The 18,285-nt window shown below is 40.3% G+C and carries 18 protein-coding genes; all 18 read right to left on the bottom strand.

Features of this window, described 5'->3' with window-relative positions; all coding sequences use genetic code 11:
* Positions 1–57 precede the first annotated feature (57 nt).
* The 18 genes from I7804_RS11760 to I7804_RS11840 all read right to left on the bottom strand — a co-directional run bounded on the left by I7804_RS11760 (position 58) and on the right by I7804_RS11840 (position 18,265).
* Positions 58–1,062 carry an AAA family ATPase gene (locus I7804_RS11760; RefSeq protein ID WP_248403641.1) on the bottom strand — a complete coding sequence of 335 codons (1,005 nt, stop codon included), beginning with the start codon at positions 1,060–1,062 and terminating at the stop codon, positions 58–60.
* Positions 1,052–1,750 (bottom strand): nicotinamide riboside transporter PnuC, encoded by a 699-nt coding sequence (pnuC, locus tag I7804_RS11765; protein ID WP_248403642.1) that lies wholly within the window; start codon positions 1,748–1,750, stop codon positions 1,052–1,054. The genes I7804_RS11760 and pnuC overlap by 11 nt, the downstream gene beginning before the upstream one ends.
* A gap of 40 nt (positions 1,751–1,790) precedes the next feature.
* On the bottom strand, positions 1,791–1,889 hold the full coding sequence (locus I7804_RS19405; protein WP_080651635.1) for an Imm53 family immunity protein: 99 nt from the start codon (positions 1,887–1,889) through the stop codon (positions 1,791–1,793).
* Positions 1,890–2,085: 196 nt separating this feature from the next.
* The gene (hisIE, locus tag I7804_RS11770; protein ID WP_248403643.1) at positions 2,086–3,453 is read right to left on the bottom strand and encodes a bifunctional phosphoribosyl-AMP cyclohydrolase/phosphoribosyl-ATP diphosphatase HisIE; all 1,368 of its coding nucleotides are present in this window, start codon (positions 3,451–3,453) and stop codon (positions 2,086–2,088) included.
* Between the two features lie 129 nt (positions 3,454–3,582).
* Complete coding sequence (hisB, locus tag I7804_RS11775) at positions 3,583–4,170, bottom strand: imidazoleglycerol-phosphate dehydratase HisB (RefSeq protein WP_248403644.1); 588 nt, start codon at positions 4,168–4,170, stop codon at positions 3,583–3,585.
* A gap of 87 nt (positions 4,171–4,257) precedes the next feature.
* Positions 4,258–5,550, bottom strand: a complete 1,293-nt coding sequence (gene hisD, locus I7804_RS11780; protein ID WP_248403645.1) for a histidinol dehydrogenase — start codon at positions 5,548–5,550, stop codon at positions 4,258–4,260.
* A 40-nt stretch (positions 5,551–5,590) separates the two neighbouring features.
* Entirely contained in the window at positions 5,591–6,235 is a 645-nt protein-coding gene (gene hisG / locus I7804_RS11785; protein ID WP_022753150.1) for an ATP phosphoribosyltransferase, read from the bottom strand.
* Between the two features lie 58 nt (positions 6,236–6,293).
* Positions 6,294–7,412, bottom strand: a complete 1,119-nt coding sequence (gene hisZ, locus I7804_RS11790) for an ATP phosphoribosyltransferase regulatory subunit (protein ID WP_022757099.1) — start codon at positions 7,410–7,412, stop codon at positions 6,294–6,296.
* A gap of 96 nt (positions 7,413–7,508) precedes the next feature.
* Positions 7,509–8,042 carry a Holliday junction resolvase RecU gene (locus I7804_RS11795; RefSeq protein WP_248403646.1) on the bottom strand — a complete coding sequence of 178 codons (534 nt, stop codon included), beginning with the start codon at positions 8,040–8,042 and terminating at the stop codon, positions 7,509–7,511.
* A 148-nt stretch (positions 8,043–8,190) separates the two neighbouring features.
* Complete coding sequence (locus tag I7804_RS11800) at positions 8,191–9,345, bottom strand: RluA family pseudouridine synthase (protein WP_248403647.1); 1,155 nt, start codon at positions 9,343–9,345, stop codon at positions 8,191–8,193.
* Between the two features lie 44 nt (positions 9,346–9,389).
* A complete protein-coding gene (locus I7804_RS11805; RefSeq protein WP_248403648.1) occupies positions 9,390–9,992 on the bottom strand; it encodes a hypothetical protein in 603 nt (200 codons plus the stop codon).
* Positions 9,993–10,073: 81 nt separating this feature from the next.
* Entirely contained in the window at positions 10,074–10,823 is a 750-nt protein-coding gene (locus tag I7804_RS11810; RefSeq protein WP_248403649.1) for a pseudouridine synthase, read from the bottom strand.
* A 76-nt stretch (positions 10,824–10,899) separates the two neighbouring features.
* A complete protein-coding gene (locus I7804_RS11815; RefSeq protein WP_248403650.1) occupies positions 10,900–11,958 on the bottom strand; it encodes an N-acetylmuramoyl-L-alanine amidase family protein in 1,059 nt (352 codons plus the stop codon).
* A gap of 175 nt (positions 11,959–12,133) precedes the next feature.
* Positions 12,134–12,817 carry a hypothetical protein gene (locus tag I7804_RS11820; protein WP_248403651.1) on the bottom strand — a complete coding sequence of 228 codons (684 nt, stop codon included), beginning with the start codon at positions 12,815–12,817 and terminating at the stop codon, positions 12,134–12,136.
* 16 nt (positions 12,818–12,833) lie between these two features.
* The gene (coaD, locus tag I7804_RS11825; RefSeq protein ID WP_248403652.1) at positions 12,834–13,325 is read right to left on the bottom strand and encodes a pantetheine-phosphate adenylyltransferase; all 492 of its coding nucleotides are present in this window, start codon (positions 13,323–13,325) and stop codon (positions 12,834–12,836) included.
* Positions 13,322–13,879 (bottom strand): 16S rRNA (guanine(966)-N(2))-methyltransferase RsmD, encoded by a 558-nt coding sequence (gene rsmD / locus I7804_RS11830; protein WP_022753141.1) that lies wholly within the window; start codon positions 13,877–13,879, stop codon positions 13,322–13,324. The genes coaD and rsmD overlap by 4 nt, the downstream gene beginning before the upstream one ends.
* 94 nt (positions 13,880–13,973) lie before the next feature.
* Entirely contained in the window at positions 13,974–16,217 is a 2,244-nt protein-coding gene (locus I7804_RS11835) for a DNA gyrase/topoisomerase IV subunit A (protein ID WP_248403653.1), read from the bottom strand.
* A gap of 119 nt (positions 16,218–16,336) precedes the next feature.
* On the bottom strand, positions 16,337–18,265 hold the full coding sequence (locus tag I7804_RS11840) for a DNA gyrase/topoisomerase IV subunit B (protein WP_027204892.1): 1,929 nt from the start codon (positions 18,263–18,265) through the stop codon (positions 16,337–16,339).
* Between the last annotated feature and the right edge of the window lie 20 nt (positions 18,266–18,285).

An 18,285-nucleotide genomic window follows, 5' to 3' on the forward strand; every position in this document is an offset into this window, starting at 1 on the left:
TATTTACCTCTTTGATTTCCAAAAAATCACAATTCTAGACTGACAGACTTATTAGATTCAATTTAGCATTTTCTCAACTTCTCTGACAGCAGCCATGTATCGTTCCTGATACGAACCTTTTATGGATACGACTTGTTTGCCATGAGAAAGTATCAGTTCTTTGATCTGGTTGCTATACTTGAGCCTATCATCTCTAATGACTTCACTTCTGTCTCCGTCCTGAACAAAAGGAACATCCGGCTCAAGGAACAGAATCAAATCATAGGTATTGATAGCATCTATGGCATCGGACAAAGCTTTATTTTTCTCAATCTCAGGATCATTGAGGAAGTTCATGTAAAACTGCGTAACAAGAGCATCGGTATCAACAAACAGTACTTTATTACTGTTTTCTATAGCCTTGATCTCATTAAGCTTATGCTGCAACAGTATTTCTGTAAAATCCGCAGATAGCATCATCAGGTCTGTTCCGCTTCTCTCAGAAATATCTCTTCCGGCCTCATCTATATAATTTGTTGCAAAACGATTTGCAAGATTGATTGTCAATGTGGATTTACCAGTGCTCTCACCGCCCATCAAAAGAACTTTTTTTACATAAAAAGGCTTAACCACATTTGGGAGCCACTCCCAATGCTCATATGGGTTCTTTCTAATCTGTGTAGAGCTGATTTCATTTCTGGGGAATCTATGTAGCTCGCTATCCGGATAGCACTTATTCCAGAAGCTGTTTTCATCATAATCATCACCGCAAAAGACAATATCTATAGGCTTACCAATTTTCTCCTTTACCTTCTTAGCATCTGCATCCCAGCAGTTTTCGTTGTAATCTTCCTTGGAAGCCGTATCGTCCTCAAGCATTATGATACTAACATTCCCGATGTGCTTGGTAAGCTGATACAGCCACCTGTATCTAACTCTGTAATCGATCTCGTCGCGATTAGTGCCAACGCTTAATACTATATATAATTCCTCGCACATGTTAGCTGCCTGTATTATGCAGTCTACGTGGCCCAGGTGCAGCGGATTAAAAGATCCGCCATACATTCCAACTTTATATCTCATTTTTCTTAGCCTCCTTATACCAGCGGAAGAACATGATAAACGCATTTACAAGATACACCGACCACATAGCCAGCGTAGCAATTGTTTCGCCGCCCTGCATAAAATTAACAGCCCACATAAATACCGTGACGACATCAACAACGATCCACAGGATCCACTGTTCTGTAAGACGCTTAATTGAAAGTATCTGAGCTACTATCGATACAACGGTACTCATACTGTCAACATATGGCAGATTACCACCAAGCATCTTAAGAATTATTCCATAGCCAACAATTCCAATCGCAGTAATAGTGTAAAGTATAAGACTCTTGGATGGATTGAGACGTTCTTTAATGACTTCACCTGTTTCAGAATTCATATATTTGCGCCAGGCGATGAATCCTACGAAATTGAGAGGCAGATAGTATAAGACATTCAACATTACTTCGCCATAATATTTTGCTCCGAAAGCAACTATGGCATATAGAATTGTGTTAAAAAATCCAAAGATAAATGATGAACGCTTGCCTTTGCCGGTAAGTATTACGCACCATACACCAGTAAGAGCTGCAAAAAGACTGATCAGCGAATCTTTCCAGTAAATAGATAATCCAAGTATAACCGCTGTGGCAAGCGCAAGCCACGCCACATCAAATACTTTCCATCCGGCAAGTTCTTCTTTTAAATAGTTACGTATTGCTTTCATTTAAATCCTCTTTCTTTTAGTATTGCCTTTTGAAGATATTTCACTGCTGGGCCCATTCCTTGAATCTTTGAATAATCTCCTCAAGTTTTGATGGACCTCCGAAGCCTTCAAAGTGTCCATTCTTTAAATGACATGTAATCCAGTCATCATCGTCTTATCATTTAATTCTGAATCTGTCCAGACATATAAACATGCCTTGTTACAGTATAACATCTATAACGCAAAAAATACCTAATACCCTAAATAATCCCCAAGCTTTATCTGATGAAATAGGCAAGCTCTTAGATTATTTTAAGTATTAGGCACTAATAATGTTTGAAAATATTTCCTGTATATTACCTGCGGGCAAGTTCGTCGGTTACATCTTCCCATGATACGCCCTTTTCTACCATAAGGACCATCATATGATAGAGGTAATCTGCCATTTCATAGACGATCTCGTTGCCGTTAGCGTTCTTGGCTGCGATTGTGATCTCGGTTGCTTCCTCGCCGCACTTTTTGAGGATCTTATCAAGTCCTTTATCGAAAAGGTAGTTGGTGTAGGAGCCTTCTCTTGGGTTGACCTTGCGGTCTGCGATGACGTTATATACGCTGTCGAGAACCTTCTGGGGGTTCTTCTCAGTATAGTCTTTCTTGGCAATTTCGTTGAAGAAGCAGCTATAGGAACCTGTGTGGCAGGCAGCGCCGATCTGCTTGACTTTAGCAAGGATCGTGTCGAGGTCGCAGTCTGCTGTGAGGCTCTTAACGTACTGGAAGTGGCCTGAGGTATCGCCCTTTTCCCAGAGTTCATTACGGGATCTGCTAAAATAGGTCATCTTGCCGGTTCTGAGGGTTGCGTTATAAGCTTCCTCGTTCATGTAAGCAACCATGAGAACCTGATCTGTTCTGTAATCCTGCACTACAACAGGGACCATACCGTTAGAATCAAGCTTGAAGTCTTCCCATTTGTATTTTGCCTCGAAGGTCTGAACGTCGATTCCTGCTTCTATGGCGAATTTCCTGAGGTCATTGATGTTCTGAGCGTTAGCTGAAAGGGCTGAGCCTGTTATAGCACATACCTGATCTGATAGAAGAACTGCCAGCGCGCCGCCTTTCAAGTTAGGAAGGTCAGATTCCGGATTGTCGAGATATACGATGTGAGGTATGTCCTTAACGCCTTCTTCAGGAACAACAGGGTTTGATACAAGTTTTTCAGCAAAGCCTGCATTTGAATCAAGACCATCTACAGCCGCAGATTCAGGCATGAAGATCATCAGACTTGCAAGTTCATTTATTGCAGCTGCATTATCAGCAACTATCTTTCTGCTTTCAGCAGTATCGGCATAGCTTACAACGATCTTGTCCTTGCCGAACTTCTTGGATACTTCTTCAAGGATCTCGGCATTTTCAGCTTTGGAGAAGTTAAGAGCAGCCATCTTGCATCCTGCATACAGGAGCTTTTTGACATCTTCCATCCTTTTTACATTGCCTGCACCAATAACGGGAACATCTGTCTTGGAGCAGATTTCCTTCAGGATATCAAGCGAATCCTCGTGGCTCTTATCGTCTGTAGACTGGTCGAATACAATGATTGCGTCGCAGTTAGCGTCGTTGTAGCTTACAGCGAGCTCTACAGGATTTTCAGAGATAACAGTCTTGTCAAAAAAGCTTTTGACTGCTTTTTTATCATTCAGGATTATGGATGGAATAAACTGCTTTTTCATATATTTAGGCCTTTCGATATATTTTAAGTCAATATGAATGTATTAAATACAAGTTATTATCTGGTCATATTACCAAGATAATAGATAATACTTTTTAGATAACTATTCTATGTATTGGTATTCTATAAATCAAAGAGTACCTTTGGTGCTAAGTACGTCCGTGATTCTCTCATCAAACATAGTTGCCTGATCCATTGCTTTAGCAAAAGCCTTGAACATAGCCTCTATCTTGTGATGATCATTCTCTCCGGAGAAGAGTCTTAAGTGAAGATTGATCATAGCGCCATAAGATACTGAGTAGAAGAACTCATTAACGAGCTGAGTATCAAAATCTCCCACCATAGGCGCAGTGAAGCTTGCATCCATCACAAAGTAAGGCCTTCCGCAAAGGTCAACTGCGCACATGGCACATGCTTCGTCCATAGGAAGGATCATTGAGCCGTAGCGCTTTATACCTTTTTTGTCTCCAACAGCCTTAGCTATGGCCTGGCCAAGAACAATGCCGGTATCTTCTACGGTGTGGTGTCCGTCGACATTCAGATCACCCTTAACTTTGACGTCAAGATCGAACAGGCCGTGGCGTCCAAATGCATCCAGCATGTGGTCAAAAAAGCCTATGCCGGTATCAATGCTTGTTTTACCTGTGCCGTCAAGGTTGATTGTTACGGTGATGTCTGTTTCTCCGGTTTTTCTTGAGATAGTAGCTGTTCTAGCCATGTGTCATCCTTTCTATAATGAGGACTTTTTAGTTACATTTTTACTAATTGAAAAATTTACAGTCTTATTGTAAATCTTTCAATTACTTCATGACTCAAATCTAACCGTAATGCTGTTAGCGTGAGCTGTAAGTCCCTCTTCCTTGGCAAATCTCTCTATATCCTTGTGAACTGCTTCAAGGCCTTCTTTAGAATAAGCAATGATGCTTGTCTTCTTAACAAAATCATCTACAGAAAGAGGTGAGAAGAATCTTGCTGTCTGGTTAGTAGGTAATATGTGGTTTGGTCCTGCAAAATAGTCTCCCAAAGGCTCTGAAGAATAGTGTCCAAGGAAAAGAGCTCCTGCATTCTTGACCTTAGTCATTACTTCAAATGGATTCTTTGTAATAATCTCACAGTGCTCTGAAGCAATTGCATTGGCAGCTTCTATAGCATCATCTATGTTTTCTGCAACAAAAGCATAGCCGTAGCTATCAAGTGACTTTTGTATTATCTCTTTTCTCTCAAGAACTTCTAAGAACTTATCTATCTCTTCTGATACCTTGTCAGCAACTTCCTGAGAAGTTGTTACAAGAATGGCACTTGCCATCTCGTCGTGTTCGGCCTGTGACAGAAGATCTGCAGCAACCCATCTTGGATTGGCAGTTTCATCAGCGATGACGAGGATCTCAGAAGGACCTGCTATAGAATCAATTGACACATGTCCAAAACATGCCTTCTTGGCAAGAGCTACGAAGATATTGCCGGGGCCTGTGATCTTGTCTACCTTAGGTATAGATTCTGTGCCAAAAGCCATAGCTGCTATAGCCTGAGCTCCGCCAACTTTATAAACTTCTGTAACGCCTGCAATATCTGCAGCTACAAGAGTTCCTGCATTAAGTGATCCGTCCTTTGAAGGAGGTGTAACCATTACTATACGCTCAACTCCAGCAACCTTGGCAGGGATCACGTTCATTAAAACAGAACTCGGATACGCCGCCTTGCCTCCCGGAACATATACACCTGATATTTCAACAGGAAGGACTCTCTGGCCCAGTATTGAGCCGTCATCCTTGGTTGTAAACCAGGACTCTCTCTTTTGCTTCTCGTGGAAGTCTTTGATATTGGCAGCAGACTTCTTCATAACTTCGATAAATTCAGGATCGAGCTTTTTGTAAGCTGCATCGATCTCGTCTCTTGTGACTTTGATCGTATCTTTAGTGATCACGCACTTATCGAACTTCTGCGTGTATTCAAAGAGAGCTTTATCGCCTTTTTCTCTTACATTACTTATTATATCATTTACTGTGTTTTCGTATTCAGTATAGCTTGCAGGACTTCTCCTTTTAAGGATGTCGAGAAGTTCTGATCTTGATTCATCAGTAAGCTTAACTATTTTCATTATGTTCTCCCTAATATAAAGATGATAGATAACTGTTACATTAACACTCTTTAAGTGCAGCCTTCATATCTGCGATCAGTTTTCTGATCCTGTCATTCTCCATCTGCATGCTGACAGGGTTCACTATGACTCTTGCAGATAAAGGGCAGATCTCTTCAAGAACTTCAAGTCCATTAGCTTTGAGTGTTGATCCGGTCTCAACTATATCAACAATAACATCTGAAAGCCCTACGATAGGACCAAGCTCTACAGAGCCGTTTAGTTTGATAATATCAACTGTCTGATTTTTCTTATTATAAAAATAGTTCTTGGCAATATTGGGATACTTGCTGGCTACACGTATCATCTCATGATGGCTCAGAAGTTCCTTGGCAGATGGTGGTCCTGCAACGCACATCCTGCACTTTCCAAAGCCAAGATCCAGAACTTCATATACATTTCGCTCTTCTTCAAGGATCGTATCCTCGCCGACTATGCCTATATCTGCAGCGCCATACTCAACATAGGTCGGAACATCCGGACCTTTTGCAAGGAAGAATCTTAGTTTTAACTCTTCATTAGTAAAAATAAGTTTTCTGGTCTCCTTGTCAGTTACTTCCTCGCACTGTATACCGCATTTTTCCAAAAGTTCCATAGTGCTTTTGACAAGTCGCCCTTTACCAAGGGCAAATGTTAAATATCTCATTGGCAGTTCTCCGATTTTTTGGTAATCACTATAAGTATCATTCAAATAGTTTGAAAAATTATTCATGTTTAAGAACTATATAATAGCCTTGAGCTCTTTTGCTCTGAACCATGGCAAGTTTGCTTTCATAATCGCTGTCGCTATATGTAACAACATCTGGTTCCTGGCTATAAGATATCGGGATATTCTGACTGTACAGTGCGCTCATTATATATTCAAGATCGACCATGTAGCCTATCGCCGGGGCATCCTTGCCAAACTTTGAAAGTAGATTATCATATCTGCCGCCCTTGGCTATCGCATCGCCTACGCCATATGTGTAAGCTCTGAACATGACGCCTGTATAGTAATTGTATTCTGAGAGCATAGCAAGGTCGAAGTATACATTGCCAGACACTCCATACACATCTAAAAGATGATACAGATTCTTGAGCCTTTCTATAGAAGATCTGGCTCTTCTACTTACGATATCAGCAGCGCCTTCCTCAAGTTCATCAGCGGTTGTGAAATCGGGCATATGGACAAGGACATCAGCGTACTTGGAATCTATCCTGCCATCTGCGACCAGCTGATGGAGGTATTCTTCAAGAGCAGAATAATTACGGCCTGCAAGGTACTGTCTTATCTGATTCTCAGTGTCTTCATCTATCCCGGCTTCCTCGACTATACCTTTAAAATAGTCAACATCACCAATAGTAACCTTAAAATCGGTAAGGCCTGTTGCTCTTATAGATTCGATCATCATAGCGATCATCTCTGCATCAGCCTTGACTGATCCGTCACACATAAGCTCGGCACCCATCTGGGTATGCTCACGGAGTTTACCTTGAAGTCTGTGTGTATTGATAAAGATATTGCCGCTGTAACATATCCTTACAGGATCGTTATCTTCCATAAAATACTTGGCGATGCATCTTGCAACAGATGGAGTAAAATCAGGGCGAAGAACAAGTGTATTACCTTCATTGTCGAACACCTTATAAAGATCTCTGGCACTAGCCTGACTTATCTCCTTGGCAAAAACATCATAGAATTCAAATGTCGGAGTTAGGATATTCTCATATCCGTAGCGGTACATGATCTCCTTGATCTTATGCTTAACAGTACTGCGTTCATAAGATTCTCTGCCATAAACGTCTCTGACGCCTTCAGGTGTATGGACAAGTTCTTTGCTCATAAATTCCTCCGATGCTTTATTGCGGTAACGTGCTACCTCGCTAATCAATTACTAAGAAAGAGTATACAGGACAATCCTGCATATGTCAAAGATTTTTTAATCTCTGTTTTCAAGATCTTTTTGTAAAGCTTCAAGATAAGGTACAAATCCATCAGCTTTATGTTTTATAAAATAATCAGAATTAAGTTCATCAAAACGAAAGCTCTTACGCCCTCCTGACTGCGCTCTGTCCCAGAAAACTTTCAGATCTTTGTAGGGCAGATAATACATCTCATCTCTGCCTGTGTAATATATAAGAAAAAAGGCTATCCCGTCCTGCTTCTCAAAATTCTCCATAAAAGCAACCTGATGCGGGTGAATATTCTGTAAAGAAAATGTATTCACCGCACACTCCTTAGCATCGAAGCATACAGGAATCCCCTGTACAGCACCGATATAGTCGACAGTACTCTTCTGGTCAAAATAAGCAAGAGTGATATGCCTTGTTTCTTTGTCTATATTGATAGGTGTAATAGGGGTAGGAATCTTCTGAATAAGCGCCAGTCCCTCCGCAAGATATCTTTCATTGGTACGATTGATCATGTCTTCGAGAACAGAGCCTCGAAGACCTCTGGAATTCCATGTCGCCATATAAATCCTCAAAAAAAAATATAGTAGATTTTGTAATACAAAAATACTTTTTTAGTCATCACATAGCCGATCAGTCAATGATTATGATCGATCAGTCATAAGTAGTAAAAATATCTAACTCAAACTTCCCGCTTGGACGGTGCGGTATCTAATTATTAAACTTATCTTCAACAAGATTTTTAAACTTAGAATATAAAGGAGCTACAATCTCCATTCCCGCAAGATTGCCAAACGCAGCTTCATCATCAGGGAACTCTAGTCTGTAGCAATGAAGAAGCTGGGACTTAAGTCCATAAGTCTGTTTAAAGTTCTCATTGACCTTCTCATCGCCGTATTTGGGGTCTCCCACTATTGGGTGACCTATTCCTGACAGATGAGCCCTTATCTGATGAGTTTTACCTGTACGAAGTTCTACTTCAAGGTAAGTCAGATTCCACTTCTTATTGACGGATACAGGGCTATAAGCTGTTTCTATATAAGATGAGTTGTTGACTTTGTCGGTCTCCGGGTCATTAGTAATAGACGTTTCTTTTTTTGACTTGTTATATAATTCAACATTATTCGGATTATCGTTATCCGGATTATCATTATCAGACTTATAATTATCAGACTTATCATTAAGATCCGATATGTTTCTGACAGTGACCGTGTTGGTCTTATTATCTTTTTTCAGAAGTCCTTTGATCTCTTCCGGCTTATCTATGATCCCTGATACGACTGTTCTATAATATTTCTTAAAAGTCCTGTTTTTAAGCCCTTTTGCCATCATCTGTGCGCCTTTTAAGCTTTTGGCGCAGATAACGATTCCTGATGTATTACGATCAAGGCGGTTACATACAGATGGCCTGAAGGTGATCAGGTCATCCGGTTCAATTGCAGTTGTATCAAGAAGATAACCCACTATCCACTCATTAAGCGATACATCACCTTGTTCTGCTTTTTGAGTAAGAATCCCTACAGGTTTATTAACAAATACAACATCCTTATTTTCATAGATAACTTCAATTCCCTTAAGGCTTTTAAATGCCTTCTTGAATTCCGTTACAGATACACCTTCGCCTCTTTGTGCTCTGGCAAGTCTGTCATTGGCAAATTTAAGGAATGTATCGTCAGAAAGCCACAGGGTCACGATATCTCCGACTTGAAGTTTCTCCTGACCTGTAGCTTTTTTGCCATTAATAACGATATTCTTTTTACGAAGCATCTTGTAGATAAATCCCGTAGATGCTTTGGACAAGTAATGCCCCAGAAACTTATCAAGTCTCTTGCCGGCCTCGTTGTCTTTAATAATAAATTCTTTCATATGATTACTATCTGATCACCTTTATAACAATGTTTGAGACTTTTTTATAACGAAATCGATTCCAGTATTCCGGATACTGTCTGAATAGTTCCGGGAACCCAGGCATCTTCTATAGCTTTTGGATCTATGTTGTGATCTTTTCTGAGCTTTTCGAGCTGGTCAAGACGTCTGCAATAGTCATCAACATTACGAAATATTTTAATAGTATAGTCATGGTATTTACTAAGCGATATCTGGTTCTTAATATGCTCCTGACAGTCTTGTATATCCATGTCCTTATCTTCAGTATATCCCGCAATATTCTTCTCAAGAACTGTTATAGCGCCAACATTGTAGGTGCTCTTCTCAGAAGTAAGGCTTAGATCATAGATAATATTAAGTGATCCTGCATGCGCTGCAATCTTCTCATAAGAAGACCTAGCAAGCGGAATAGCTCTATAATACATTATAAGATTGATAATGCTCCATCCAAGAGGAAGGCAGCCAAGAGCCGCCACTATAGAGAATATATTCTTATTGGTCTTAGTAATTAATAGACCTATAAGAAAAAGACCTAATATTATACCTCCCATGATCAATGATCTTACGATCGCAACTTTCCTTTGGTACAAAATATGGCCAAAATCGCCTTTGTATACTCTTTTCATGTAATCTAACATCCTTGATATATAATTATTAATATTTTAAACAAGTGCTACTCATAGGTTTTTTTACTTTTAGTAAAAAACTTATTGATCACTGCTGTTATTATCAGTAAGCATCTTTATCTCTTCATCAGTAAGTCTTCTGTACTGACCAAGTTCAAGGCTTTCATCAAGACTTATAGCTCCCATTCTGATCCTTCTAAGATAGAGAACTTCATTGCCTACAGCTTCCATCATTCTTTTGACCTGATGAAATCTTCCTTCATGTATTGTAAGAAATACAACAGGGCGGCCCTCTTTGTCTGTATCACCGCGTTTTACAACAGCAGGAAGTGTTATGTCAGGTGTCCCGTCTTTTCTCACATCGCCTATATCTACGCCCTTTGTAAGCTTATCGATATCATCATCTGAAAGTTCCTTTTTAAGATGAACTTCGTATTCCTTATCAACATGATGACTAGGCGATAAAAGTCTGTGGATGAGCTGTCCATCATTGGTTATCAGTAGCAGGCCTTCAGTATCTATGTCAAGCCTTCCTACAGGTGATAGATCCTTAACATTCTCATCTTTAAGAAGATTAAGGACTGTTGTAGTCCTACCGTCTCTTGTCGCAGAAATAACGCCGTCCGGCTTATTGAGCATGTAATAACGGAACTTCTCATACACAAGTTCCTGCCCCATAAATACAACCTTATCGGCGTTTTCATCTATATGCATATCTGCTTTTTTTACGGGCTGTCCGTTAACTGTGACAGCCCCGTTTTTTATGTGTTCTTTGATCTGTTTTCTGGTTCCTATTCCAAAATCAGAAAGAAATTTATCAAGTCTTTGCACTTTTTCCTCTACTTTGTTAAAAAATCTATTAGCTGTAATGACAGTTACATGCTAACTTTTTATATTAAAATGATAATTACTTACTAATCGATATAGTACTGCTTGTAGTCTTAAGGTCATACTGATTGTATACCTGTATCGTCAGACTTGCAGCTGATTTGGACGGGTCATGTATAACAACTGTATTGGTCGTCTTACTATGATCCCATGCTACTACGTATGACCAGTTCTTACCACCGTCAAAGCTGTATCTATAATAGATAATAGGTGTTTCAGGATCTGATGCAGTAATACTGGCAGTGATATCTCCGGTTGATTTATTCATAACTGCCGAGTTAAGTGTACATACAGTAGGCGCTGTGAGGTCATTGGCCATAACTTGAGTAGGAGTCTTAACATCTACATTCTTGTAATTAGAATAATCTATAGAAAGCTTAGATGACTTAAGACCGAAATACTTAGCAATAGCTGTAGCATCTGCAATTCCAAGTGTCTGATAAGGATCTGCCTGAGAACGGATCCAGGCAAGATCTGCCGGATGATCTATATAGCAGTGCTCTATGATAACAGCATTTACATCATAATTTCTTGCATGTCTTATGATCCCGTAGTAGTCACCATTATTGCCAAGTCTTGTCTTGATACCTCTTATATACAGGCCAAGCTTGGACAGTTCAGCTACTTCCGCGCTTGCAAACTCATATCCGTTTTCATAATACTTGTCATATGCAGATACCCATACTTCAGATCCGCACAGATCGTGATCTACAGATGCGTTAAAGTGTATGGAATACATAAAGTCTGCATTTACACTCTTGGCAAATTTAACACGGTCTTCAAGGCTTACAACAGTATCTGTAGTTCTAGTCATATATACAGTGACATTGTCAAAGCTTTCAAGATAAGCTTTAGCATAATTTGCAACTTTAAGAGTGATCTCTTTTTCACTGATCCCATTGTACTGGGCACCAAGATTCCTGTCACCGGTACCACCGTGTCCCGGATCCAGCACGATCACAACATTGTTCTTGGCTGCATTTACTGTAAAAGTGGCATTTTCAGAAGTAAATAACAAAATAAATACCATAGCTGTCAATGCAAAAATACTAATAAATGACTTAATCTTTTTACTCATCAAAATTCCTCCCACATATTTATCAGTTATAGATTATACAGATCGATATCATAAAGGGCAAAATCCATATATACAATTCCAATTACATTTTATACAATTGATAATACTTATAAAAGATAATCTTCTAAAAAAGCGACCGGTAATGGTACCAGCCGCTTTTATAAATAGTCTAATCTTAAATACCTGAATCGCCAACAGGTGCGTCCATATTCGGCATATCTGCATCAAAATCCTCTAAGGGAGCGTTAGCACCCTCTGCTACGCCGGAAGCTTCAGGACTCGCATATGCAACTTCCTGTGAAGGAGCCGGCTGTGTCGCAACAGGTGGAGCAAGCTCTGCCCTGTTGGATTTAACCATTTCTGCATAATTGGTAAGATCTGTAAGAAGACCTTCATAATGTCTGTTGGTAGAATCAATAGAACCCTGAAGTATAGCCTCTACTTCTGATAAAAGAGTGTCAGTATACTGTACAGCAGAAGCTTTCATATTGTTGGCTTCAACAGTAGCTCTGTCAAGAAGTTCCTGAGCCTGCTTGGCAGCAGAGCTGACAACCTGATTGGCCTGCTCGTAAGCCTGACGCATGATCTCATGTTCATTGATAAGCTCATTGGTCTGAGCCTGCGCATTCTCTATGAGCTGCTGAGCTTTAGCTCTGGCGTCATTTAAAATTGCTTCCTTATTGGAAACAATCTTCTGATATCTTTTAATCTCATCTGGAGTTTTGGATCTGAGCTCATGAATGAGTTCGTTGATCTCCTCTTTATTGACCCTTACATCAGTATTAGAAAAAGGCACCTTGGTACAACTATTGATATATGCCTCGATTTCATCAATCAAAAGCTCGATTTTACTGCTCATGTAAAGTTCCCCCGTTTTAGTTTAGATGTTTGTTGTATTTAAGTTCCAAAGCTTTATAAACATTCTCAGAAACCATTCTTGATACTTCGCCGCCATAGCTGGCAATCTCTTTGACAGTTGAGCTGCTAAGATATGAATAACGAAGATTGGTCGTAAGGAAAACCGTGTCAACATTGTTATGAGATAATTCCCTGTTAGTCTGTGCGATCTGAAGTTCATACTCGAAATCAGTGATAGCACGAAGACCTCTCACAACTATATGTATGTTTTGCTCCTTACAATAATCAATTAACAGGCCGTCATATGAATCCACTTCTACGTTCTTAAATTCGCTGACAGCTTCTTTTATCATTTTAACACGTTCATCTACCGAAAACAACGAACTCTTAGCCGAGTTATGCATAACAGTAACAATGACTTTATCGAACATCATTGATGCTCTTTTTACGATATCAAGGTGTCCGAGTGTAACCGGATCAAAAGAACCTGGATATACTGCTATTTTCATGAGTTTGCCACCTTTTTAAGAAAAACATGCTTGTTATTCTTGTATGTCTTTTCTCTTTTTATTTCATAGCCAAGTCCCTCAGCAAAAGAAAAATCCTCTTCAAGGCTTGCTTCGCATATGATAGTCGTATACTCCGAAACATATGGAAGTGACGCAAGAGTCCTTAATGTATGCTCATAAAGATCTGCTTCATACGGAGGATCTATAAATATAATATCTACCTCTTTTTCATGAATGGATCTAAGAGCCATCGCCGCATCCTTCTTGATGATAGTCGACTTCTCATCGAAGTGACACTTGTGCACATTGGCTGTGATACACTTAATAGGCTCGCCGCCTCTGTCTATAAAGTATGCATGTCTGGCGCCTCTTGAAAGAGCTTCTATTCCGATTCCGCCGCTGCCTGCATAAAGATCGATAAACACAGCTCCCGGAACTTCCATCTGGATCATGTTAAAAAGAGTCTCTTTGATCCTGTCCTGTGTGGGACGTGTATCATCGCCTTTTGGTGTAATAAGTGGGATACTACGCGCTTCACCTGCTATTACTCGCATGCGCTATCCTCCTTTAATATGTGCTTTATTATAGTATTGTATAGAAATCATAGATCCAAAGATCGCTGATTCTTGAATCTATGATCCGGATTCATTATTTGAGCTTGATCTTAGAGCCTTTGGTATTACGTCCTGCAATCTTGACTGTTCCTATGTCAAAAGACTTCTCGCCTATACTTACTTCTCTGGTCTCTTCAGGCTTAAGAAGCCATACATCACGTACGCTGTCATTCTTGGTAAGATTCATGCCATGAACACCAACTGCTGTCTTTTTCTGATCAGGAACCTCTTCAAGAAGGAATCTGAGTCCATACCCATTCTCTGTATATAATACGCAGCTCTCTTCATCTGTTACAACAGATACACTTATAAGCTCATCGCCTTCTGACAGTTTAGTTGCTGCTACAAGTTTTCTGGTAACATCAAACTCGCCGCCGCTTACTATTTTCATCATGGCTGATTTAGTAACAAAAAGCAAGCGGTAAATATTAAGTGATGACTGAGGCAGCACCGCAATGATCTGTTCCTTGGTAGTATCATAATTGGATACATTGTCTATCGGAACACCCTTATCACGCATCTTACCTGCAGGAAGATCCTGAACTTTGATGGTGTGAAGATTGCCAAGATGTGTAAATACGCAAATCCTGCTGGTATTTTTCACCTTAAAGCTGTACTTAAAGTCATTCTTGATAGTATCAAAGTTCTTGTCATATGTTGTAGCATCGATTGTCTTGGCATAGCCAAAACGGTCCATGATAAATGCTACATCGATCTCTTCTTCAGGCTTTTCTTCATATACAGCCTCTTCAAACTGACCGACTTCTGTACGTCTCTTCTGCCTGTATTCATTGCGTATATTCTTAAGCTCTTCCTGAATGACCATAGACATGGACGTTCTGTCTTCAAGAATATCCTCATATCTGTAAATATTGGCAACAGTCTCTTCATGCTCCTTGATAAGAGCATCAAGCTCAAGTCCGATAAGTTTGTACAGACGCATCTCAAGGATAGCATCTGCCTGGCGCTCAGTAAAATGAAGCTGAGAAGCCATAACCGCTGATTCACGTGACTTGAAGTTGATACCTTCTGTTATACCATTTACAAGACACTCTTTGGCCTGCACACGTGTCTTAGATCCTCTTAAGATCTCAATCACAAGATCTATAACATTACAAGCCTTGATAAGACCTTCCTGAACTTCCTTCTTGTCAGTCTCTTTCTGAAGAAGTGTTGTATACTTGCGGCGCGCTGTCTCAAACTGAAAATCGATCGAAGCCTGAAGTATGGACTTAAGGCCCATAGTCTCAGGACGTCCGTTGTAGATAGCAAGCATATTAACGCCAAAAGTATCTTCAAGCTTGGTCTTCTTGTAAAGAAGATTTGTGAAGTTATCTACATCTGTATCCTTTTTAAGCTCGATTACGATACGGATACCTTCTTTTGAAGACTGGTTGGAGATATCAATGATATCATTTGTAACCTTCTTCTCAGCAAGTGCTGCTACATCTGAACAGAACTTACCGATTCCGGCGCCTATCATGGTATATGGTATCTCACTGATGATAAGGTTTATGTGACCGTTTTTGGCCTTTTCTGTCTCAACCTTACCTCTGATACGGATTTTACCTTCGCCTGTTTCATAGATAGCTGCCAGTTCGTCCTTGTTGATAACTATACCACCTGTAGGAAAATCAGGTCCTTTGATATATTTCATGAGCTGTTTTGTTGACAACGTCTCGTCCTGCATAAGGGCTATCTCAGCATCTATAACCTCAGCAAGGTTATGAGGAGGAGTACTTGTCGCCATACCAACAGCTATACCTTCAGATCCGTTGACCAGAAAGTTAGGAATCTTGACAGGCAGAACTGAAGGTTCCTTCTCTGTAGCATCAAAGTTAGGTACAAAATCTACGATGTCCTTGTCAAGATCAGCAAGAAATGTCTCCTGTGTGATACGGGCAAGTCTTGCTTCTGTATATCTCATTGCAGCAGCGCTGTCGCCTTCGATAGTACCAAAGTTACCGTGTCCGTCTACTAAAGGCAGCTCTTTCTTAAAGTCCTGAGCCATAACTACGAGACAGTCATATATTGAGCTGTCACCGTGCGGGTGATATTTACCCATTGTATCACCAACGATACGGGCACTCTTTCTATACGGGCGATCGTATCTGATACCAAGCTCATACATATCATAAAGAGTACGTCTCTGAACGGGTTTGAGTCCATCCCTGATGTCCGGCAGAGCACGTGCAACTATAACACTCATTGCGTAGTCTATATAAGACTGCTGCATTATTTCAGAATATTCACTTCGAATAATCCGCTGTTCTTCCATAAATTCCTCGCAAAATGTTTTTTATAAAGTATTTGGAACTTAATTGACATCTAGTCAATCATCCCAAGGCATATTTATATGTTTGTAGTTGCATGACATAAAGTTCATGCACTATCCTCTTAAGCCTGAAAATCAAGCTCTGCATCATCTGCATGGTCGTGAATAAATGCACGTCTTGGCGGAACATCTGTTCCCATGAGAAGCTCAGTCATATGAGATGCTGTCTTGGCATCATCAATTTCTACAACACGCATCATCCTGTTATTGGGATCAAGAGTTGTCTCCCAGAGCTGCTGTGGATCCATCTCACCAAGACCCTTATATCTTTGAAGTGTAAAATTACCCTTGTGGGTAGCACGATACTTCTCAAGAGCCTTATCATCATACAGATACTCTTCCTTGCCTTTGGACGGGATAACCTTATAAAGAGGAGGCATAGCTATATACACATGTCCCTGCTGTATAAGTTCCGGCATAAATCTGTAGAACAGTGTCAGAAGAAGTGTTGCGATATGAGCACCATCCACATCGGCATCGGCCATAATGACTATCTTGTTATAACGAAGCTTGGATATATCAAAATCATTGCCGTATCCTTCTGAAAATCCGCATCCAAAGGCATTGATCATAGCCTTGATCTCGGCATTTGCAAGCACCTTATCAATCGAAGCCTTCTCAACGTTAAGGATCTTACCACGGATAGGAAGGATTGCCTGATACTGTCTGTCTCTTGCCATCTTGGCACTGCCACCTGCGGAATCACCCTCTACGATGAAGATCTCGCATTTATCAGCTTCTTTACTGATACAATTGGCAAGTTTACCATTTGAATCAAAAGAATATTTTTGCTTAGTAAGAAGATTGGTCTTGGTCTTCTCTTCTGTCTTACGTATCTTGGCAGCCTTCTCGGCACAGCTGATGACAGCCTTAAGTGTCTCTAAATTTCTGTCAAAAAATCTTGTAAGCTCATCACCTGTTATCTTGGATACAACTTTACCGGCATCCTGGTTATCAAGCTTGGTCTTGGTCTGACCTTCAAATCTTGGATCCGGATGCTTGATGGATATAACTGCAGTAAGTCCGTTTCTTACATCGGCACCTGTAAAATTCTGATCCTTGTCCTTGAGGTTACCAAGTTCTCTTGCATAGTTATTGATGATGGTAGTAAATACAGTCTTAAAACCAGTAATATGAGTACCACCTTCAGAGTTATAGATATTATTACAAAAACCAAGTACATCTTCATGAAAATCATTGACATACTGGAAGGCAACTTCTACAGAGATATTATCGCTCTCCCCTGTATAGTAGACTATGTCATGAAGTGTATCAGCATTCCTGTTCATCTCTTTAACAAATCCGCGGATACCTTCAGGCTCATGGAATTCGAGATGCTCTTCTGTTCCGGGCCTTTTATCTTCATAGACAATCAGAAGATCAGGATTAAGGTATGCTGTTTCATGGAGTCTGTTCTTGATATCTTCTTCCTTAAATCTTGTCTTTTCAAAGATTTCAGGATCAGGAAGGAAAGAGATCGTAGTTCCGTGTTCTCTTGTTTTGCCTACTTCAGGAAGAAGGCCGTTTACAAGATCAGTTGTAGGAACGCCTCTTTCATAAGAATCTTCATATATAGCACCATTCTCTTTGATCCTGACTTTCATCCAGGTGGAAAGTGCATTAACAACCGATGAACCAACACCGTGGAGACCTCCCGATGTCTTATAAGATGCGTTATCAAATTTACCGCCGGCGTGAAGCATAGTCAGAACGACACGTTCTGCGGTAACACCCTTGGCATGCATTCCTACAGGAATACCACGGCCGTTATCTTCTACAGTAGCCGAACCGTCTGCTTCAAGGGTCACATTGATCCTTGAGCAGTAACCGGCCAGGTGTTCATCTACTGCATTATCAACTATTTCATATACGAGGTGATTGAGTCCTCTTGTAGATACGGATCCGATGTACATTCCGGGTCTCTTACGGACCGCTTCCAGGCCCTCCAGGACAGTAATACTGCCGGCATCGTATTCGTTTGTTTTAGGCATTAAGAAAAATCCCCCTAAGT

The sequence above is a fragment of the Butyrivibrio fibrisolvens genome, from assembly GCF_023206215.1.
Classification (GTDB): Bacteria; Bacillota; Clostridia; order Lachnospirales; family Lachnospiraceae; genus Butyrivibrio; species Butyrivibrio fibrisolvens_C.